Source organism: Marvinbryantia formatexigens DSM 14469 (assembly GCF_025148285.1).
Taxonomy (GTDB): domain Bacteria; phylum Bacillota; class Clostridia; order Lachnospirales; family Lachnospiraceae; genus Marvinbryantia; species Marvinbryantia formatexigens.
This window is the reverse complement of sequence record NZ_CP102268.1, coordinates 557486-575826: the sequence shown is the minus strand read 5'-3', so window position 1 is coordinate 575826 and position 18341 is coordinate 557486. Positions and strand designations below refer to the sequence as shown.

The window sequence follows — 18341 nt, the reverse complement described above, 5'->3', positions numbered from 1 at the left end:
GGTATGGCCAGAATGAGAGTGCATGAAATCGCAAAAGAGCTGGGCAGAGCAAACAGAGAAGTGATAGATTATCTGAAAGAGAAAGGAATTGAAGTAAAGAGTTATATGAGTATGCTGGAAGATGAACAGGTAGAAATGGTACGCAAAGACGTGGGCAGCAGACCGGCTCCCGCAAAACGGGAAGCGCAGCAGAGCGCCGCGGCGGGGGAGAAGACGGCGCAGACCGGAGAAAAAACGGCGGAGAATGGCGCGAAAGCGGCAGGCGCTCCGAAAAAGAAAAATATTACCAGAATTTTCCGTTCCCAGAACAGCCGGACGGGAATCCAGAAACCGGCGGGTATGAGAACTGCGGAGGATAAACCGGCGGGCAGAAAAGCTGCCGGAGCACGCCCGGCGGGCGGCAGAGGCGCGGAAGCAGGAAAGCCGGCGAACGGCAGAGGCGCGGAGGTGCGCGGCAGACAGCAGGCGGCAGGCGCGGCTGAGGCAAAGGTACGGCAGCAGGCGGCAGGCGCAGCGGCTGAAGCAAAGCCGGCACAGGCAGCAAATGCGGCGGCGGAGACAAAGGTGGCGCAGACAGCAAATGCAGCGGCAGAGATAAAGGCGGCGCAGACAGCAAATGCAGCGGCAGAGACAAAGGCGGCGCAGACAGTAAATGCGGCGGAGACAAAAGCGGCGCAGACGGCAGGTGCGGCGGCAGAGGTAAAGGCGGCGCAGACGGCGAACACAGCGGCGGAGACAAAGCCGGCGCAGGCAGCAGAGACAAAAGCGGCGCAGAAGGCGGCTCCGGCGGCGGAAGCGAAGGAAGCACCGGCGGAGGCGAAGGCGCCCCAGACAGAAGCGAAGCAGCAGCGTCAGCCGGAAAAGGCGGCGGCGCCGGAGAAGGCGGAAGCCAGAGGACAGTCCCGCGCGCAGGGCGGAAGAGATAACCGTGACGGACGCGGCGACCGCGATAACAACAGAGATAACCGCGGAGGACGCGGCACAGGAGAGCGCAATAACCGCGATGGACAGGGCGGAAGAGATAACCGTGACGGACGCGGCGACCGCGATAACAACAGAGACAACCGCGGAGGGCGCAGCTTTGGCGACCGCAACAACCGCGGCGACCAGGGCGGCGGAAGAGATAACCGTGACGGACGCGGCGACCGCGATAACAACAGAGACAACCGCACAGGACGCAGCTTTGGCGACCGCAACAACCGTGGCGACCAGGGCGGCAGCAGAGATAACCGCGGCGGACGCACAGCGGATAACCGCACAGGACAGGGCGGACGCTTCGGTGACCGCGACAGCCGCGACGGACAGGGACGCTCCCGCAGCTTCGGCGACCGCGACAACAACCGCGACGGGCGCAGCCAGAGCCGCGGACAGGGCGGCAGAAATCTGTCGATTCCGCAGCCGGATCTTGGCAGCAAGCCGGTGACAAAGGAATCCAGAATCCGCGCCGATAAGGAAAAGGATAAAGAAAAATACAACAAGCGCGACCGTTTTGACCGCCAGGAGGGCGGCAACGGCAAGGGACGTCCGGGACAGAAAAATAATAATTCCGGCAAAAACGGGAAAACTGCCGGTAAGTTCATCAAACCGGTCACACCGCCTCCGGCAGAGAAGAAGGAAGACGAAATCAGAACTGTTACGCTTCCGGACCGCATGACGATCCGCGAGCTGGCGGATATCCTGAAGGTGCAGGCTGCGGCAATCGTGAAGAAGCTGTTCCTGCAGGGAACGATGGTGACGGTAAATCATGAGATTGAATATGACATGGCGGAAGAAATCGCTATGGAATACAACTGCATCGCGGAGCATGAGGTAAAGGTCGATGTAATTGAAGAGCTTCTGAAGGAGGAAGAAGAGGCGGAGGAAACGATGGTTGCAAGACCGCCGGTTGTCTGCGTCATGGGTCACGTAGACCACGGAAAAACCTCTCTTCTGGACGCTATCCGGAATACGCACGTGATCGCAAAAGAGGCGGGCGGTATTACACAGCACATCGGTGCCTACACGGTATCCATCAACGGACAGAAGATTACTTTCCTGGATACGCCGGGACATGAGGCGTTTACCGCAATGCGTATGCGCGGCGCCAACGCGACGGATATCGCTATCCTTGTAGTGGCGGCGGACGACGGCGTGATGCCGCAGACGGTTGAGGCAATCAGCCATGCGAAGGCGGCGGGAACCGAAATCATCGTGGCGATCAACAAGATTGATAAGCCGAGCGCCAATGTGGACCGTGTGAAGCAGGAGCTGTCCGAGTACGGACTGATTCCGGAGGACTGGGGCGGAAGTACGATATTTGTGCCGGTTTCCGCACACACGCACGAAGGTCTTGACAACCTGCTGGAAATGATTCTTCTGACGGCAGAGGTGGCGGAGCTGAAAGCGAATCCGAACCGTAAGGCGAGAGGCCTTGTCATCGAGGCGGAGCTGGATAAAGGAAAAGGTCCGGTGGCGACGGTGCTGGTACAGAAAGGCACCCTGCACGTGGGCGACGCGGTTGCGGCGGGATCATGCCACGGCAAGGTGCGCGCAATGATGGACGATAAGGGCAGAAGAGTGAAAGAGGCGGGACCGTCCACTCCGGTGGAAATCCTTGGTCTTTCTGACGTGCCGAATGCGGGCGAGGTATTTGTTGCCTGCGAAAATGATAAAGAAGCGAGAAGCTTTGCGGAGACCTTCATCAGCCAGAGCAAGGAAAAGCTGCTGGAGGAGACAAAATCCAGAATGTCGCTTGACGATCTGTTCAGCCAGATTCAGGCGGGCAATCTGAAGGAGCTTGGCATCATCGTAAAAGCCGATGTACAGGGCTCCGTGGAGGCGGTGAAGCAGAGCCTCTTAAAGCTGTCCAATGAAGAGGTTGCCGTAAAGATTATCCACGGCGGCGTTGGTGCCATCAACGAATCCGATGTCAGCCTGGCATCCGCATCCAATGCGATTATCATCGGCTTTAATGTCAGACCGGACGCGATGGCGAAGGCGAGCGCGGAGCGTGAGAACGTGGATGTGCGTCTGTACCGCGTCATCTATGATGCGATTGCGGATGTGGAAGCTGCCATGAAGGGTATGCTGGACCCGGTATATGAGGAAAAAGTCATTGGTCACGCCGAGGTGCGCCAGATATTCAAGGCGTCCGGTGTCGGCAATATCGCCGGTTCCTATGTTCTGGATGGCATAATCCAGAGAGGCTGCTCCGTGCGTATTACGCGCGAGGGTACGCAGATCTTTGAAGGAAAGCTGGCGTCGCTGAAGCGCTTCAAGGATGACGTAAAAGAAGTAAGGGCAGGCTACGAATGCGGTCTTGTCTTTGAAAAATTCAATGATATTCAGGAATTCGACCAGGTAGAAGCGTATATTATGGTAGAGGTTCCGCGATAGAGGGAAATAAAATATGAGAAAAAACAGCATAAAGAATACGCGGGTAAACAGCGAGGTGCAAAGAGAGCTTGCCGGCATCATCCGCAGCGAGATCAAGGATCCGAGAATCCATCCGCTGACGTCGGTGGTGCTGGTGGAAGTAGCGCCGGACCTGAAGACCTGCAAGGCGTATATCAGCGTTCTGGGTGATGAGCAGGCGCAGCAGAGCACACTGGAAGGGCTGCGCTCCGCTGTCGGCTTCATCCGCCGGCAGCTCGCCCACAATCTGAATCTGCGCAATACCCCCGAAATTCGATTCATTTTAGACCAGTCGATAGAATATGGCGTTCGTATGTCGAAACTGATTGAGGAAAATCATGTAGAGGAATCGGAGGATGAGAATGGAGAATATGAAGAAAATCAGTGAGGTGCTGCAGAATGCGCAGACCGTTGCCATTGCCGGGCATATCCGCCCGGATGGCGACTGCGTCGGCTCCTGCATGGGGCTGAAGCTTTATCTGGAAGAAAATTTTCCAGAGCTTCAGACGGTGGATGTCTATCTGGAGGAAATTCCGGCGAGCTACCATATCCTGCAGGGAACGGATACGATCCGTCACAGCTGCGCGGAGGATAAGGAGTACGATTTGTTTATCGCGCTCGACTGCGCGGATAAGCAGCGCCTCGGAGCGGCGGCAAAGTATCTGGATACGGCGAAGCGGAGCATCTGCTATGACCACCATATCAGCAACAAGGGCTTTGCGCAGGAAAATGAGATTTTTCCGGACAGCAGCTCCACTTCAGAGGTGATTTATCATGTGATGGAGGATGAAAAGATATCGAAGGCGGTGGCGGAAGCGCTGTACATGGGGCTGGTGCACGACACCGGCGCTTTCCAGTATTCCTGCACGGCGCCGGAGACGCTGGAGATTGCGGCGAATCTGCTGCGCAAGGGCGTAAACGGCAACTACATCATTGACACCACCTTTCTGGAAAAAACATATGTGCAGAATCAGATTCTCGGAAGAGCGCTTCTGGAGAGCATTATGGTATTGGACGGCGCCTGCATTATCAGCGGCATCAAGCGCAAGGACATGGAGTTTTACGGCGTAAAGCCGTCCGACCTGGACGGAATCGTCAGCCAGCTCCGCCTCACAAAGGGCGTGGAGACGGCGATTTTCCTGTACGAGACGGCGAACCAGGAGTTCAAGGTCAGTATGCGTTCCAAGTCGAAGGTGGACGTCAGCGTGATTGCCTCCTATTTTGGCGGCGGCGGTCATGTGCGCGCTGCCGGGTGCACGATGCAGGGCTCCTTTTACGACGTGGTAAACAATCTGACAGAGCATATTGAAAAGCAGATGAAAGCGGAAGAGACGGAATGATAAACGGAATCGTGAATGTTTACAAGGAAAAGGGCTTTACCTCACACGACGTGGTGGCAAAGCTGCGCGGCATTCTGCACCAGAAAAAAATCGGCCACACAGGCACGCTCGACCCGGAGGCGGAAGGCGTGCTTCCGGTCTGCCTGGGCAATGCCACCCGGCTGTGCGATATGCTGACGGATAAGGATAAAACCTACCGCGCCGTGCTGCTGCTCGGACAGACGACCGACACGCAGGATACGACCGGAACCGTGCTCTCCACATGCGCTGAGATTCCGTCAGAGGAAGCGGTGCGAAGTGCAGTTACAGGCTTTATCGGACCGTATGAGCAGGTTCCGCCGATGTATTCCGCACTGAAGGTGGGCGGAAAAAAGCTGTACGAGCTGGCGCGCGAGGGAAAGACGGTGGAGCGCCAGGCGCGCACGGTGCAGATTTACGGGATTACGATTGAGGATATTCAGCTTCCGCGCGTCACCATGACAGTCTCCTGCTCAAAGGGAACCTATATCCGCACGCTCTGTCACGACATTGGGGAGAGACTGGGCTGCGGCGGCTGCATGGAAGCGCTTCTGCGCACGCGTGTCGGCGCTTTTGTACTTGCGGACAGCCTGCGGCTCTCAGAGATAGAAAAGCTGCAGAGCGATGGAAATCTGGAAAACAGCATCGTGCCGGTGGAGGCGATGTTTGCGCAGTATCCGGCGCTCAGGACAAAGGCGGCGGCAGACAGGCTGCTCTATAACGGAAATCCGCTGGAGGCGCAGAATCTGCAGAAGGCGCCGGAAGAAAACGCTTCCGATGCTTTGTCCAAAGCGGCTTTAACAAAAGCGGCGGGCGCTGTCCGCAGGACGGCAGAAGAAAAGTGCACGCCGGAATCCGGCGGCACCCTGCCTCCGGAGGAATGGGTGCGCATCAGCGATTCCGCCGGGCGCTTCTGCGGCATCTACCGGTATGTCCCGGAAAAAAGGCGCTATCAGCCGGTAAAGATGTTCCTATGAAAGCCCAGTCTCCATGCACAGCCGCGGTGGGAACTTGTTCCCATGAGCGGTTATGCATGAGAGACGCTACCCCGAATGAGCAAAAAAGCCATGCGAACGAAGAGAGCGGGGCGATTTGCGAATGCGGGGAAGGATTGCGGGAGTGCGCAGCACGGAGCAATCCGTGGGCTTTCATAAACAGAGAGGCATGCAAGGCTGAGGGGACACTGGAGACGCTACCCCGAATGAGCAAAAAAGCCATGCGGGCGAAGCGGGTGGGTTTCACATTTTGGAGGAAATATGAAGTATATTGAAGGCTTTATGGATTATACGATGGACCGGGATACGGCGGTCACGCTGGGCAAATTTGACGGTCTGCACCGCGGGCACCAGGAGCTGGTCCGCCGCATCTGCGCAAAAAAGGCGCAGGGTCTGGAGAGCGCGGCGGTGACCATCTGGCCCAATCCGAAAGCGCCTGCGCTGCTGACAAAGGGAGAGAAAAAAGCGCTCCTTAAAAGGCTCGGCGTGCAGTGGTGGATCGATTGTCCGTTTCTCCCGCAGATTTCCCACATGGAGCCGGAGGAATTTGTCCGGGAGATTCTGACGAAGCGGCTGCGGGCAAAATATATCGCGGTCGGCAGCGACTTCCGCTTCGGCTATCAGAGAAGGGGCGACTGCGCGCTGCTTTTGCAGATGCAGGCGGAGTGCGGCTACGAGCTGGAGGTCGTGCCGAAGGAGTGCTACGGAGAGCGCGAAATCAGCAGCAGCTATGTAAAGGAAGCTCTGGAGCGGGGAGATATGGAGCTGGTGAACAACCTGCTCGGCTACCCCTATACAGTGCAGGGCGAGGTGCTGCACGGGCGCAGGATCGGGCGCACGCTTGGAATGCCGACCACCAACATCATCCCCTCCGTCGGGAAGCTGCTGCCCCCGAACGGCGTCTACGCCTCCAGAACCGTAATACAGCCGCAGGCATACGGCACAGAGGCAGCAGAGGAAGAGCCGGAGACGCTCTGCGGCATCACCAACATCGGCTACAAGCCGACCGTGGGAGAATACTTCCGCGGCGTGGAGACGTACCTGTTTGATTATGAGGGCGACCTCTACGGCAGGATGATTGAGGTGCAGCTTCATGCGTACGAGCGTCCGGAGCAGAAATTCCCCGATATGGAATCGCTGAAGGCGCAGATGCAACGCGATATAGAATTCGGGAAGGAATATTTCTCTGAACGATTCCCGATAATTCATGGTTGACGGAAACAGCCGGGTATGCTATACTTTTCCCGGTGTGAATCTGCCGCGGCGACTACAGCGGGCAGTAACATGAATTCAGCCGGTACCCAGGATTCGGAAACTCCGACCATTCCTTAGTGCCAGGCGGTAAAAAAATAAGGAGGAAACATCATGATTTCGAAAGAGAAGAAACAGGCAATTATTGCCGAGTACGGACGCAGAGAGGGCGACACCGGTTCACCGGAGGTACAGATCGCGGTGCTTACCGCAAGAATCCAGGAGCTGACAGCTCACCTTCAGAATCATCCGAAGGATCATCATTCAAGAAGAGGTCTTCTGAAAATGGTAGGTCAGAGACGTGGCTTACTTGCATATTTAAAGAAAACTGATATTGAAGGATACCGTACTTTAATCGAAAAACTGGGAATCAGAAAATAATCTGGCTATCAAAAGGGACGGTTCTGCCGTCCCTTTCATGTGCAGAAGGCATAGGAGCCGGGACCACTGAAAAGCCAATCGGGCGCGGTTGTTTTTTCAGTTGTTTCGGACATATGCCGCCGCCGCATGAAAGCAGCCGGGGAAAAGGAGAAAATTTATGTATAAGAGTTATTCAATGGAGCTCGCCGGCAGAACACTCCGGGTGGATGTTGGCAGAGTTGCAAAACAGGCGAATGGTGCTGTACTGATGCACTATGGAGATACCACCGTATTATCTACGGCTACGGCATCGGAAAAACCGCGTGAGGGAATCGATTTCTTCCCGCTCAGCGTGGAATATGAGGAAAAAATGTATGCGGTCGGAAAAATTCCGGGCGGCTTCAACAAGAGAGAGGGCAAGGCTTCCGAGAACGCTGTTCTGACGGCGCGTGTAATCGACCGTCCGATGCGTCCGCTGTTCCCGAAGGACTACCGCAACGACGTGACACTGGACAATCTGGTGCTTTCCGTAGACCCGGACTGCTCACCGGAGCTGACAGCCATGCTTGGTTCCGCCATTGCGACGGTGATTTCCGATATCCCGTTTGACGGACCGACCTCCACCACACAGGTGGGACTGGTGAACGGTGAATTTGTATTCAACCCGAATGCTGCCCAGAAGGCAGTTTCCGATCTGCAGCTCACCGTTGCCTCCACGCGCGACAAGGTCATCATGATTGAGGCGGGCGCAAACGAGGTGCCGGAGGATAAGATGATTGAGGCTATCTTCGCTGCACACGAGGTAAACCAGGAGGTTATTAAGTTTATCGACACCATCGTGGCGGAGTGCGGAAAAGAAAAGCACACCTACACAAGCTGTGCGGTTCCCGAAGAGCTGTTTGCAGCTATCCGCGAGGTAATCTCTCCGGAGGAGATGGAGGTTGCCGTATTTACTGACGAAAAACAGAAGCGCGAGGCGAACATCCGCGAGATTAAGGATAAGCTGGCGGAGAAATTCGCAGATAACGAAGAGTGGCTGGCGCTGATTGACGAGGCGGTTTACCAGTACCAGAAAAAGACGGTCCGCAAGATGATCTTAAAAGACCACAAGCGTCCGGACGGCCGTGCAATCAACGAAATCCGTCCGCTGGCGGCGGAGGTCGACCTGATTCCGCGCGTGCATGGTTCCGCCATGTTCACCAGAGGACAGACACAGATCTGCACCATCACGACGCTGGCGCCGCTTTCCGAAGCCCAGAAGATTGACGGGCTGGATGCGTCTGAGACCAGCAAGCGCTATATGCATCACTACAACTTCCCCAGCTACTCCGTGGGCGAGACAAAGCCGTCCAGAGGACCGGGACGCCGTGAAATCGGTCATGGCGCACTGGCAGAGCGCGCGCTCGTTCCGGTACTTCCCAGCGAGGAAGAATTCCCGTATGCCATCCGCACGGTATCCGAGACCTTTGAATCAAACGGTTCCACCTCCCAGGCGAGCATCTGCGCGTCGACTATGTCCCTGATGGCGGCGGGCGTTCCGATTAAAACGGCGGTTGCCGGTATTTCCTGCGGTCTGGTGACAGGCGAGACGGACGACGATTATATCGTGCTGACGGATATCCAGGGGCTGGAGGACTTCTTCGGCGATATGGACTTCAAGGTGGCAGGTACGCATAAGGGTATCACCGCGATCCAGATGGATATCAAGATTCACGGTCTGACACGCCCGATTATCGAGGAAGCGATTGCAAGAACGAGAGAAGCGCGTCTCTACATTCTGGACGAGGTGATGGCGAAGACCATCGCAGAGCCGAGAATGGAGCTTTCCGAGTATGCGCCGAAGATTATCCAGATCAACATCGACCCGCAGAAGATTGGCGATGTGGTTGGCCAGAGAGGTAAGACCATCAACACCATTATCGAGCGCACCGGCGTGAAGATCGACATCACAGACGACGGCGCGGTTTCCATCTGCGGTACGGATAAAGAGCAGATGGCGCGGGCAATGGATATGGTCCGCATCATTACCACAGAGTTTGAGGCGGGACAGATTCTCACCGGAACGGTAGTCAGCATCAAGGAATTTGGCGCTTTCCTGGAGTTTGCTCCGGGCAAGGAAGGCATGGTCCACATTTCCAAGATTTCCAAAGGCAGAATCGACAAGGTGGAGGATGTCCTGAAACTCGGCGATGTTGTGAAGGTTGTATGCCTCGGCAAGGACAAAATGGGAAGAGTCAGCTTCAGCATGAAGGATGTCGAGCAGTAAAAAAGATACATGCGCCCGGTTCCACATTGGAATTGGGCGCGTTTTTCGACCCGCTTCCGGTTTATCTGATCTCAGGCGGGAGCGGGGCATTTGTACAAACCGCGCATAGCCTGCCCTTCTTTTTCATATGCTGTACCATAACGGAAAAACAGGAGTGGTACCATGAGGAAAAGAAAATGGAAACAGAGGGCGGCGCTTGCCTGCAGTATCCTTCTGCTGCCGCTGCTTTTGCAGCAGGAGGCACCGGTGCGGGCGCAGACAGATATCACGCAGGATATGCCGGTGACGGCGGATACGTCGCAGGAACAGGATATGCCGGTGGCGACAGACACGTCGCAGGAACAGGGCGTGCCGGTGACGGCGGACACAGCGCAGGAACAGGGCGTGCAGGTGACGGCGGACACAGCGCAGGAACAGGATATGCAGGCGACGGCGGATACGGCGCAGACGCAGGAGGCGCAGAGCGGCGGGGCGGAGGATACGCTCGCCCTCACATCGCCGTCCGCGCTTCTGATGGAGGCTTCGTCCGGGACGGTGCTTTATGAAAAGGATGCTCACACCAGACGCAGTCCGGCGAGCGTGACGAAAATCATGACGACGCTGCTGATTTTCGAGGAGCTGGAGAAGGGCACGCTGAAGCTGGACGACGAGGTGGTCACCAGCGCCCATGCAAAATCAATGGGAGGCTCGCAGGTATTTCTGGAGGAAGGAGAAAAGCAGACGGTCGACACGCTGCTTAAATGCATCCTGGTATCCTCCGGGAACGACGCCTCGGTGGCGATGGCGGAGCATATCGGTGGGACGGAGGCAGAATTTGTCAGCCGGATGAACGAAAAGGCGGCAGAGCTTGGCATGGCGGACACGCATTTCGAGGACTGTTGCGGTCTGACGGATTCCGACAATCACTATACGACTGCCTACGATATCGCGCTGATGTCGCGCGAGCTGATTACCCGGTTTCCACAGGTCTACGATTACACAACCATCTGGATGGACACGATTACCCATGTGACGCGGCGCGGCAGCAGCGAGTTCGGGCTGGCGAACACCAACAAGCTTCTGCGCAGCTACGACGGCTGTATGGGACTGAAAACGGGCAGCACCAGCAAGGCGCTTTTCTGTGTCTCGGCGACAGCGGTGAGAAACGACATCGAGCTTATCAGCGTCGTGATGGCGGGACCGGATTCAAAAACACGCTTTGCCGACGCCGCCGCGATGCTGAATTACGGCTTTGGAAAATGCCGCCTGTACATCGATGACGAGCCGCCAGAGCTTCCGCACCTGTCTGTAAAAAGGGGAGTGGAGGATACGGTCTCCTGCCATTATGCGGAGGAATTCCGCTATCTGGATGCCCAGGGGCGCAATCTGGATGACATCGAGCGGAAGCTGGAGCTTCCGGAGGAGCTGTCCGCGCCGGTCTCAAAAGAGAGCGCCGCCGGACGGATGGTCTATCTGCTGGACGGCAGAGAAATCGGCAGCGTGGATATCCTGCCGGACAGGGACATCGCAAAAGCAGGCTACCTGCATTATCTGCGGCAGGCGTGGGAAACTTTTATCATGAAAGCCCTGGATTCGGGCGGGAGAGAGAATGAGCAGAATCAGAGAGAGACACTACCGGATAGTGATGCCGGGAGGGGAGAACAGACCGAAGAAGCCAATCTGCGCCGTTATGCTGGGGGATCTGCATAACCGCGTGTTCGGGGAGGGCAACAGCCAGCTTGTGGAAATAATAAGGAAGCAGTACCCGGACTTAATTTTTTCCGTGGGTGATCTGACCGTATGCCATGCGGGGCAGGAGGTAAATCCCGATATCGGGCTGGCGCTGCTGAAAAGGCTTGCCTGCGACTGCCCGGTATACTGCGTGAACGGCAATCATGAATACCGTGCCAAGCAGTATCCGAAAGTCTACGGCGGTGTTTATCAGAAGATAACCGCCGAGCTGCACAAGGGCGGCATTACGCTTCTGGAAAATGCGCGCGTGCCGGTGGAGGTGAACGGGGCGCGCCTTATGATTCACGGGCTGGAAATTCCGGAAAAGTATTACAAACGATTTGGCAGCGCCTATATGCCGGCGGAGGAGATACGTGCGCTGATCGGCGAGCCGGACGAGGAGCGCTATAACATTCTGCTGGCGCACAACCCGGTCTTTTTTGAGAGCTATGCGCTCTGGGGCGCAAATCTGACGCTCTCCGGTCATCTGCACGGCGGTCTTGTGCGGCTGCCCTTTATCGGCGGCGTCATCAGCCCGCAGGTGAAGCTGTTTCCACGGTATGCGCAGGGGATGTTTGAAAAATACCGGCACAAAATGGTGGTGACGGCGGGGCTTGGCTCGCACTCCCTGGCGCTGCGCGTCAACAATCCGCCGGAAATCGTGGTACTGGAAATTGTGTGACGGTTCACTACGCTCACAGCAATTTTCTTCGCGTCGCAGCAGGTGTCTGAGGCAGACGTGAACAGCAACGTGTGGTGCACATCAGTCAAAGACGGGCGCGGCGCGTCCAGGCAGCAATGACAGGAGAGGACGGCAGGAGGTATGTATGGGAATCCCGGTAAAGCTGCAGGAATTCGAGGGACCGCTCGATTTGCTCCTGCATCTGATAGATAAAAACAAGGTGAGCATTTTCGACATCCCGATTGTCGAGATCACCAATCAGTATATGGAATACATCCAGGCGATGGAGACTGCCGACATGGGCGTGATGAGCGAATTTCTGGTGATGGCGGCAACGCTGCTGGATATTAAATCGAGAATGCTGCTCCCGCCGGAGAAGGACGAGGAGGGCGAGCCGCAGGACCCGCGCCAGGAGCTGGTGGAGCGCCTGCTGGAGCATAAGCTTTATAAGTACATGTCCTACGAACTGCGCGACCGTCAGGGCGATGCGGCAAAGGCGGCTTACCGCCAGATGGACATGCCTGAGGAGGTACTGAAGTACCGCGAGCCGGTGGATGTGCAGGCGCTGCTTTCCGGGGTGACGCTTGCGCGGCTGAACGAGATTTTCCAGGATGTGATGAAGCGCCGGGACGCGCGGATGGACCCGGTGCGCAGCCAGTTCGGCACAATGGAAAAAGAAGAGGTTGACCTGGATGAAACCATCGCTCATGTGGAAAGCTATATTGCCGGACATAAAAAATGCAGCTTCCGCAGCCTTCTGCGGAACCGGAAAAGCAAAATGCAGGTGATAATTACGTTCCTGACGATTCTGGAAATGATGAAAACAGGAAAAATCGAGATAGAGCAGGACGATATTTTTGCGGACATTCTGATTACCGCAAAGTAGGTGAGGAAAACGTGGAAAGAAAAAAACTGGAAGCGGCAGTGGAGGCGATTCTTTTTGCCAGCGGGGAATCCGTCGAGGCGTCGAAGCTGGCGAAAGCGATTGAACAGGATGTAGAGACGACGAAAAAGCTTGTCCGGGCGATGATGGACCGCTATGAGGAGGAAGACCGGGGCATCCGGATCGTGGAGCTGGAAGGGTCTTTTCAGATGTGTACGAAGCCGGAAATGTTCGACTATCTGGTGCGCATCGCAAAGCAGCCGCGCAGGGCGGAGCTGACGGACGTTGTTCTGGAGACGCTGGCAATTATTGCCTACAAGCAGCCGATTACAAAGCTGGAGCTGGAGAAAATCCGCGGAGTGAAATGCGACCATGCCGTAAACAAGCTGATCGAGTACAATCTGGTGAAGGAGCTGGGCAGGCTGGACGCGCCAGGACGCCCGCTTCTTTTTGGGACGACAGAGGAATTTCTGCGCAGCTTCGGCATACAGTCCCTTACGGACCTTCCGCCGGTAAACCTGATGAAGGTGGAGGATTTCAAGGCGGAAGCGGAGGAGGAAGTACGGCTCACCCTGCAGGTATAGGGTATCCGGCGCAGATAAAAATACCGGCTGCGGCACGGACAGGGCGGATGAGGGTACCGGCGGCGCGGACAGGGCAGCCAGAGAGGGCGCGGACGGCGCCGGGGCACAGACAGGAAAAGAGATGGGAGATGAGGCAATGCCTACCACTTATGCACATGATTTATTTGGAAAAACAGTATACAAAAAGCTGGACAGCGAAATAAAGGAGCTGATTGCGCGCCATTCGATGGCGTACACGGTCGGTCTGCACGGACCGGACATTTTGTTCTACGTGCGTCCGTTCCAGAAAAACCGTATCAACGAGCTGGGGCAGAAGCTGCACCAGGAGGAGGCTGCCGGATTTTTTGCGCGGGGCGGCGTACTGTACCGGGAGACAAAGGATGAGGGCGTTCTCGCCTATCTGCTGGGCTTTGTCTGCCACTTTATGCTGGACAGCACCTGCCATCCCTATATCGGGGAATACATGAAGAAAACCGGAGCGGGGCATGATGAAATCGAAACGGAGCTGGACCGCGCGCTGATGGAGGAGCAGGGGAAAAATCCCTTCTATTATCATCCGGCGTGCGTCATTCATCCGACGGCGGACTGTGTGCACAGCATTGCGGCGGTGCTGCCGGAGGTTACGGAAAAAGAGGTGCGTCATATGCTGCGCGCCATGAAATTTTATACGGGCTTCACGGTCTGCTCGTCCGCGCTGAAGCGGAAGTTTCTGCTGGGTGCCTCGAAGGCGCTGGGGGCGTATGGGCTGGTACAGGGGCGTATCATGCGCAAAGAGCCGCGTCCCATCTGCCAGGAGAGCACGAAGGAGCTGAAGCGGCTGTTTGGTCTGGCGGTGCCGGAAACGGTAACGGTGCTGGAGCGCTATTACCGCTGCGTACTGTCCGGGGAAGAGCCGGAGGCGCGCTTTAACCGGAATTACAATTAAAGCCTGCCGGATACCGGGGCGGGACATGCCGCCCGGAAAAACAGGAGGCGCGCTTTAAACGGAATTATAATTAAAGCCTGCCGGAGAAGCCATCGGGCGCGCTTAAATGGGGCTTTGCGGACGCCCGTCATAAAAGAAGTAATACGGACATATCCTGTTATCATAGAAGGTCCGGACGCAGAAGCTGCTCTGCGCCGGAAAAAGCAGAAACAGGAGGGTGTGCCGTATGAAAAAGAAATGGCGCCGGTTCCTTGCCTGCCTGTCTGCGCTGCTGGTGATGATGTCCGGCAGCGCGGCGGCAACGGAGGAGGTACCGGAGGAATTAAAGAATCTATACGCCCATAGTGCCGTGCTGATGGATGGCGGCAGCGGGCGTATTCTTTTTGGGAAAAACGAAGAGGAAGTGCTGCCGATGGCGAGCACGACAAAAATCATGACCTGCATTCTGACGCTGGAGAGCGGACGCCAGGGGGAGATCGCCGTCGCCTCCGCCAATGCGGCGGCGCAGCCGAAGGTTCATCTGGGCGTGCGGACGGGAGAGGAATTTTACGTGGAGGATCTGCTGTACTCTCTGATGCTGGAATCGCATAACGACAGCGCCGTGATGATTGCGGAGCATATCGGCGGCAGCGTGGAGGGTTTTGCCGCCATGATGAATGAAAAAGCGGCGCAGCTTGGCTGCGTGAGCACGCATTTTGTCACGCCTAACGGTCTGGATGCCACGGACGGCAGCGGAACACACTCCACAACGGCGGCGGACCTTGCAGAAATCATGCGCTACTGCGTGAGCATATCACCGCAGCGGGAAGCCTTCCTTCAGATTACGCAGACGCGCAGCTACAGCTTTTCCAATGTGGAGCAGAGCCGCAGCTTCTCCTGCCAGAATCACAATGCGTTTATGGATATGATGGAGGGCGTGATTTCCGGGAAGACCGGCTTTACATCGGCGGCGGGCTACTGCTATGTCTGCGCGCTGGAGGACGACGGGCGGCTGTTTATCGTGGCGCTGCTTGCCTGCGGGTGGCCGGATAACCGTACCTGGAAATGGCGGGATGCGGCGGCTCTTTTGGGCTATGGAAAGGAAAACTACCATAACCAGACAATAAACTGCACGGAAAAACCGCGGACGCTGACGGTGGAGGGCGGTCTTTCCGGCGATAAAAATCCCTGGCGGGAGGCGGTCGTGGAGGCGGTGCCGGATACAGCGGCGGCGTCGGGAAAACAGTATCTGCTGCGGGACGGCGAGCAGATCCGCAGCAGGCTGACCATCCGCAAGGGACTGCAGGCGCCGGTTGAAAAGGGCGAGGTGGTCGGACGCATCAGCTATTATCTGGACGATAATCTGCTGGAGGAATATCCGTTTGTCACAACGGCATCTGTTCCGGAAAAATCCTTTACAGACTGGCTTTCCTGGCTGTGGAAAGCCTACACGATGTGAGCCGGGGAAAAAGGAAGCGCCCGGCATCGGGCGGTCTGCCCGGCAGAAAAAAACAGGGAAAGACAGATTGCACGAATTGTTACAAAAAAGTTTGTCAAAATGGCGACAAAAGTCTTGCCTTTATGTTTGAAATCAAGTACAATGATAAACGGCAGATAATTGGTTTCAATTTATCTAATATAGAAAATGGAGGGCTGAAAAATGAGTAACACAGCACAAACCTTAGCAGGCAAAAGAATCGCAGCTTTGCTTGATGAGAACAGTTTTGTTGAAATCGGTGGAAGTATCACTGCCAGAAACACAGATTTCAACATGGCAAAAGCAGACACTCCGGCGGACGGCGTTATTACCGGATACGGTGTGATCGACGGCAGTCTGGTATATGTATACAGCCAGGATGCTTCTGTTCTCGGCGGCACAATCGGAGAGATGCACGCAAAGAAAATCACAGGCATCTACGACCTTGCAATGAAGATGGGAGCGCCGGTCATCGGACTGATCGACTGCGCGGGACTTCGTCTTCAGGAGGCGACAGACGCGCTGAATGCTTTCGGTGAGATTTACGCAAAGCAGGCGCTTGCTTCCGGCGTGATTCCGCAGATTACAGCAATATTCGGTACCTGCGGCGGCGGTCTTGCAATCGTTCCGGGGCTTACTGATTTTACCTTTATGGAAGAGAAAAATGCAAAATTATTTGTAAATTCTCCGAATGCGCTGGATGGCAATACGAAAGAAAAATGCGATACGGCGGCTGCAAAATTCCAGAGTGAAGAGGCAGGTCTTGTGGACTTTACCGGCAGCGAGAGCGAGGTTCTTGCGGGTATCCGTCAGCTTGTCGGTCTGCTTCCGGCAAACAACGAGGATGATATGTCCTACGAAGAATGTGCCGACGACCTCAACCGTGTTTGTGCAGACCTGGCAAATTGTGTGGGAGATACTTCGATTCTTCTTGGACAGATCGCAGACGACAATGTTTTCGTTGAGACAAAAGCGGCGTATGCAAAAGAAATGGTGACGGGCTTCCTGCGCCTGAACGGTCAGACGGTCGGCGCTGTTGCAAACCGCACAGAGGTATATGATGCAGAAGGAAAGAAGACAGCCACCTACGATGCAGTTCTGACAAAGAGAGGCGCTACAAAGGCGGCAGAATTCGTACAGTTCTGTGATGCGTTCAGTATCCCGGTGCTTTCCCTCACCAATGTGAAGGGCTTCAAGGCGGATATGCACTCTGAGAGAGGCATTGCAAAAGCGGTTGCGCGTCTTACATATGCGTTTGCGGAAGCAACGGTTCCGAAGGTAAACGTTATCATCGGAGCGGCTTACGGCAGCGCTTACACTGCAATGAACAGCAAGGCAATCGGCGCGGACATGACCTATGCATGGCCGACGGCGGAAATCGGAACAATGGACGCGAAGCTTGCGGCAAAGATTATGTATGCGGACGCGGATGCGGCGACTATCAATGAGAAGGCTGCCGAGTACGCTGCGCTGCAGACGAGTGCGGCTTCCGCGGCAAAGAGAGGCTATGTTGACGCAGTTATTGATGCGTGCGACACCAGAAAATATGTGATTGGAGCATTTGAAATGTTATTCACAAAAAGAGAAGACCGCCCGGCGAAAAAACACGGCACGGTTTAAGCGAGGTGAATGATATGAGAAAATTTAAAGGATTAGTTGTTTCGCTGTCTGCGGCAGCGATGCTTGCACTTGCGGCAGCCCCGGTTTACGCGGAGGAGACAGAAACAGTGACGGAAGCGCAGGCTGCAGAGGAAAGTACATCCACTGCCGTTGTGAATGCGGACGACAGCATAAGCAGCAGCGACAGCGAGACGCTGGCGGATTATGCGTCCGAGACCATCAGTCTGATTACGACGATGTCCGACGCGGAGCTGGATGAGATCGTAAATCCGCCCTCTCTCCTGAGCGTACCACCGAAATATTCCGTGGCGGCTGTAGAGTCCTGGCTGGAGGTAAGAGATGAGCTCGGTGCCTATGTCGCGGCAAAGGAGCACGATATTTCGGCGGATAGCACCACGATTACCATTGAATCCACCTGCGATTTTGAAAACGGAGAGGGTCTGGTAACGATTATACTGGACAGAGAGACACTCACTCCGGATTCCATTACCTTTGCAGAGCAGAACAGTTCACTCGGCAAAACGATGCAGGAGGCGGCTCTGAATACTGTGATGGGTATCGGTATCGTATTCCTTGTACTGCTGTTCCTGAGCTTCCTTATCAGCCAGTTTAAGCATATCGCAAAGCTGGAAGAGAAAATGACGAAGAAGAATGCCCCGCAGGCGCCCAAGGCGGCTCCGGCACCGGCAGCGCCCGTAGCGGCACCGGCTCCGGTGGAGGAAGAGGTCGCGGACGACGGCGAGCTGGTTGCAGTTATTGCAGCGGCGATCGCGGCGGCGGAAGGCACAACGACAGACGGATTTGTAGTGCGTTCTATTAAAAAGAGTAATCGAAATAAATGGCAGAGAGCCTAACATC

Annotated in this window: 15 protein-coding genes; all 15 read left to right on the top strand. The window is 55.8% G+C overall.

The annotated features are described in order from the left end of the window. Positions 1-3 precede the first annotated feature (3 nt). The 15 genes from infB to NQ534_RS02990 all read left to right on the top strand — a co-directional run bounded on the left by infB (position 4) and on the right by NQ534_RS02990 (position 18337). The gene (infB, locus tag NQ534_RS03060) at positions 4-3375 is read left to right on the top strand and encodes a translation initiation factor IF-2 (protein ID WP_260043154.1); all 3372 of its coding nucleotides are present in this window, start codon (positions 4-6) and stop codon (positions 3373-3375) included. Between the two features lie 13 nt (positions 3376-3388). Beyond that, positions 3389-3781, top strand: coding sequence for a 30S ribosome-binding factor RbfA (rbfA, locus tag NQ534_RS03055; RefSeq protein ID WP_006864602.1), 393 nt, complete (start codon positions 3389-3391; stop codon positions 3779-3781). Next, the gene (locus NQ534_RS03050; protein WP_006864601.1) at positions 3756-4733 is read left to right on the top strand and encodes a DHH family phosphoesterase; all 978 of its coding nucleotides are present in this window, start codon (positions 3756-3758) and stop codon (positions 4731-4733) included. Before rbfA ends, NQ534_RS03050 begins: the two co-directional genes overlap by 26 nt. Further along, positions 4730-5728 (top strand): tRNA pseudouridine(55) synthase TruB, encoded by a 999-nt coding sequence (gene truB, locus NQ534_RS03045; RefSeq protein WP_006864600.1) that lies wholly within the window; start codon positions 4730-4732, stop codon positions 5726-5728. The genes NQ534_RS03050 and truB overlap by 4 nt, the downstream gene beginning before the upstream one ends. A 279-nt stretch (positions 5729-6007) precedes the next feature. Further along, positions 6008-6961 carry a riboflavin biosynthesis protein RibF gene (ribF, locus tag NQ534_RS03040; protein ID WP_006864598.1) on the top strand — a complete coding sequence of 318 codons (954 nt, stop codon included), beginning with the start codon at positions 6008-6010 and terminating at the stop codon, positions 6959-6961. Between the two features lie 150 nt (positions 6962-7111). Continuing rightward, the gene (rpsO, locus tag NQ534_RS03035; protein ID WP_006864597.1) at positions 7112-7378 is read left to right on the top strand and encodes a 30S ribosomal protein S15; all 267 of its coding nucleotides are present in this window, start codon (positions 7112-7114) and stop codon (positions 7376-7378) included. Between the two features lie 157 nt (positions 7379-7535). Further along, the gene (locus tag NQ534_RS03030; RefSeq protein ID WP_040785627.1) at positions 7536-9623 is read left to right on the top strand and encodes a polyribonucleotide nucleotidyltransferase; all 2088 of its coding nucleotides are present in this window, start codon (positions 7536-7538) and stop codon (positions 9621-9623) included. A 162-nt stretch (positions 9624-9785) separates the two neighbouring features. Next, the gene (locus NQ534_RS03025; protein WP_006864595.1) at positions 9786-11312 is read left to right on the top strand and encodes a D-alanyl-D-alanine carboxypeptidase family protein; all 1527 of its coding nucleotides are present in this window, start codon (positions 9786-9788) and stop codon (positions 11310-11312) included. Further along, on the top strand, positions 11212-12015 hold the full coding sequence (locus tag NQ534_RS03020; protein WP_143115859.1) for a metallophosphoesterase: 804 nt from the start codon (positions 11212-11214) through the stop codon (positions 12013-12015). Before NQ534_RS03025 ends, NQ534_RS03020 begins: the two co-directional genes overlap by 101 nt. Before the next feature lie 145 nt (positions 12016-12160). Continuing rightward, positions 12161-12901: a segregation and condensation protein A gene (locus NQ534_RS03015; protein WP_006864593.1), complete on the top strand. Its 741-nt coding sequence runs from the start codon at positions 12161-12163 to the stop codon at positions 12899-12901. Positions 12902-12912: 11 nt separating this feature from the next. Next, positions 12913-13482 (top strand): SMC-Scp complex subunit ScpB, encoded by a 570-nt coding sequence (scpB, locus tag NQ534_RS03010; protein ID WP_006864592.1) that lies wholly within the window; start codon positions 12913-12915, stop codon positions 13480-13482. Between the two features lie 136 nt (positions 13483-13618). Next, positions 13619-14407, top strand: a complete 789-nt coding sequence (locus NQ534_RS03005; protein ID WP_157200772.1) for a zinc dependent phospholipase C family protein — start codon at positions 13619-13621, stop codon at positions 14405-14407. Between the two features lie 226 nt (positions 14408-14633). Then, positions 14634-15845, top strand: a complete 1212-nt coding sequence (locus NQ534_RS03000) for a D-alanyl-D-alanine carboxypeptidase family protein (protein ID WP_006864589.1) — start codon at positions 14634-14636, stop codon at positions 15843-15845. A 201-nt stretch (positions 15846-16046) separates the two neighbouring features. Beyond that, positions 16047-17483: an acyl-CoA carboxylase subunit beta gene (locus tag NQ534_RS02995; protein ID WP_006864587.1), complete on the top strand. Its 1437-nt coding sequence runs from the start codon at positions 16047-16049 to the stop codon at positions 17481-17483. 14 nt (positions 17484-17497) lie between these two features. Continuing rightward, positions 17498-18337 carry an OadG family transporter subunit gene (locus NQ534_RS02990; RefSeq protein ID WP_006864586.1) on the top strand — a complete coding sequence of 280 codons (840 nt, stop codon included), beginning with the start codon at positions 17498-17500 and terminating at the stop codon, positions 18335-18337. Positions 18338-18341: the final 4 nt, after the last annotated feature.

Excerpts from the sequence above, each read along its gene's own strand:
- infB (WP_260043154.1), top strand. The coding sequence starts at position 4 with ATGGCCAGAATGAGAGTGCATGAAATCGCAAAAGAGCTGGGCAGAGCA.
- rbfA (WP_006864602.1), top strand. The coding sequence starts at position 3,389 with ATGAGAAAAAACAGCATAAAGAATACGCGGGTAAACAGCGAGGTGCAA.
- NQ534_RS03050 (WP_006864601.1), top strand. The coding sequence starts at position 3,756 with ATGGAGAATATGAAGAAAATCAGTGAGGTGCTGCAGAATGCGCAGACC.
- truB (WP_006864600.1), top strand. The coding sequence starts at position 4,730 with ATGATAAACGGAATCGTGAATGTTTACAAGGAAAAGGGCTTTACCTCA.
- ribF (WP_006864598.1), top strand. The coding sequence starts at position 6,008 with ATGAAGTATATTGAAGGCTTTATGGATTATACGATGGACCGGGATACG.
- rpsO (WP_006864597.1), top strand. The coding sequence starts at position 7,112 with ATGATTTCGAAAGAGAAGAAACAGGCAATTATTGCCGAGTACGGACGC.
- NQ534_RS03030 (WP_040785627.1), top strand. The coding sequence starts at position 7,536 with ATGTATAAGAGTTATTCAATGGAGCTCGCCGGCAGAACACTCCGGGTG.
- NQ534_RS03025 (WP_006864595.1), top strand. The coding sequence starts at position 9,786 with ATGAGGAAAAGAAAATGGAAACAGAGGGCGGCGCTTGCCTGCAGTATC.
- NQ534_RS03020 (WP_143115859.1), top strand. The coding sequence starts at position 11,212 with ATGAGCAGAATCAGAGAGAGACACTACCGGATAGTGATGCCGGGAGGG.
- NQ534_RS03015 (WP_006864593.1), top strand. The coding sequence starts at position 12,161 with ATGGGAATCCCGGTAAAGCTGCAGGAATTCGAGGGACCGCTCGATTTG.
- NQ534_RS03005 (WP_157200772.1), top strand. The coding sequence starts at position 13,619 with ATGCCTACCACTTATGCACATGATTTATTTGGAAAAACAGTATACAAA.
- NQ534_RS03000 (WP_006864589.1), top strand. The coding sequence starts at position 14,634 with ATGAAAAAGAAATGGCGCCGGTTCCTTGCCTGCCTGTCTGCGCTGCTG.
- NQ534_RS02995 (WP_006864587.1), top strand. The coding sequence starts at position 16,047 with ATGAGTAACACAGCACAAACCTTAGCAGGCAAAAGAATCGCAGCTTTG.
- NQ534_RS02990 (WP_006864586.1), top strand. The coding sequence starts at position 17,498 with ATGAGAAAATTTAAAGGATTAGTTGTTTCGCTGTCTGCGGCAGCGATG.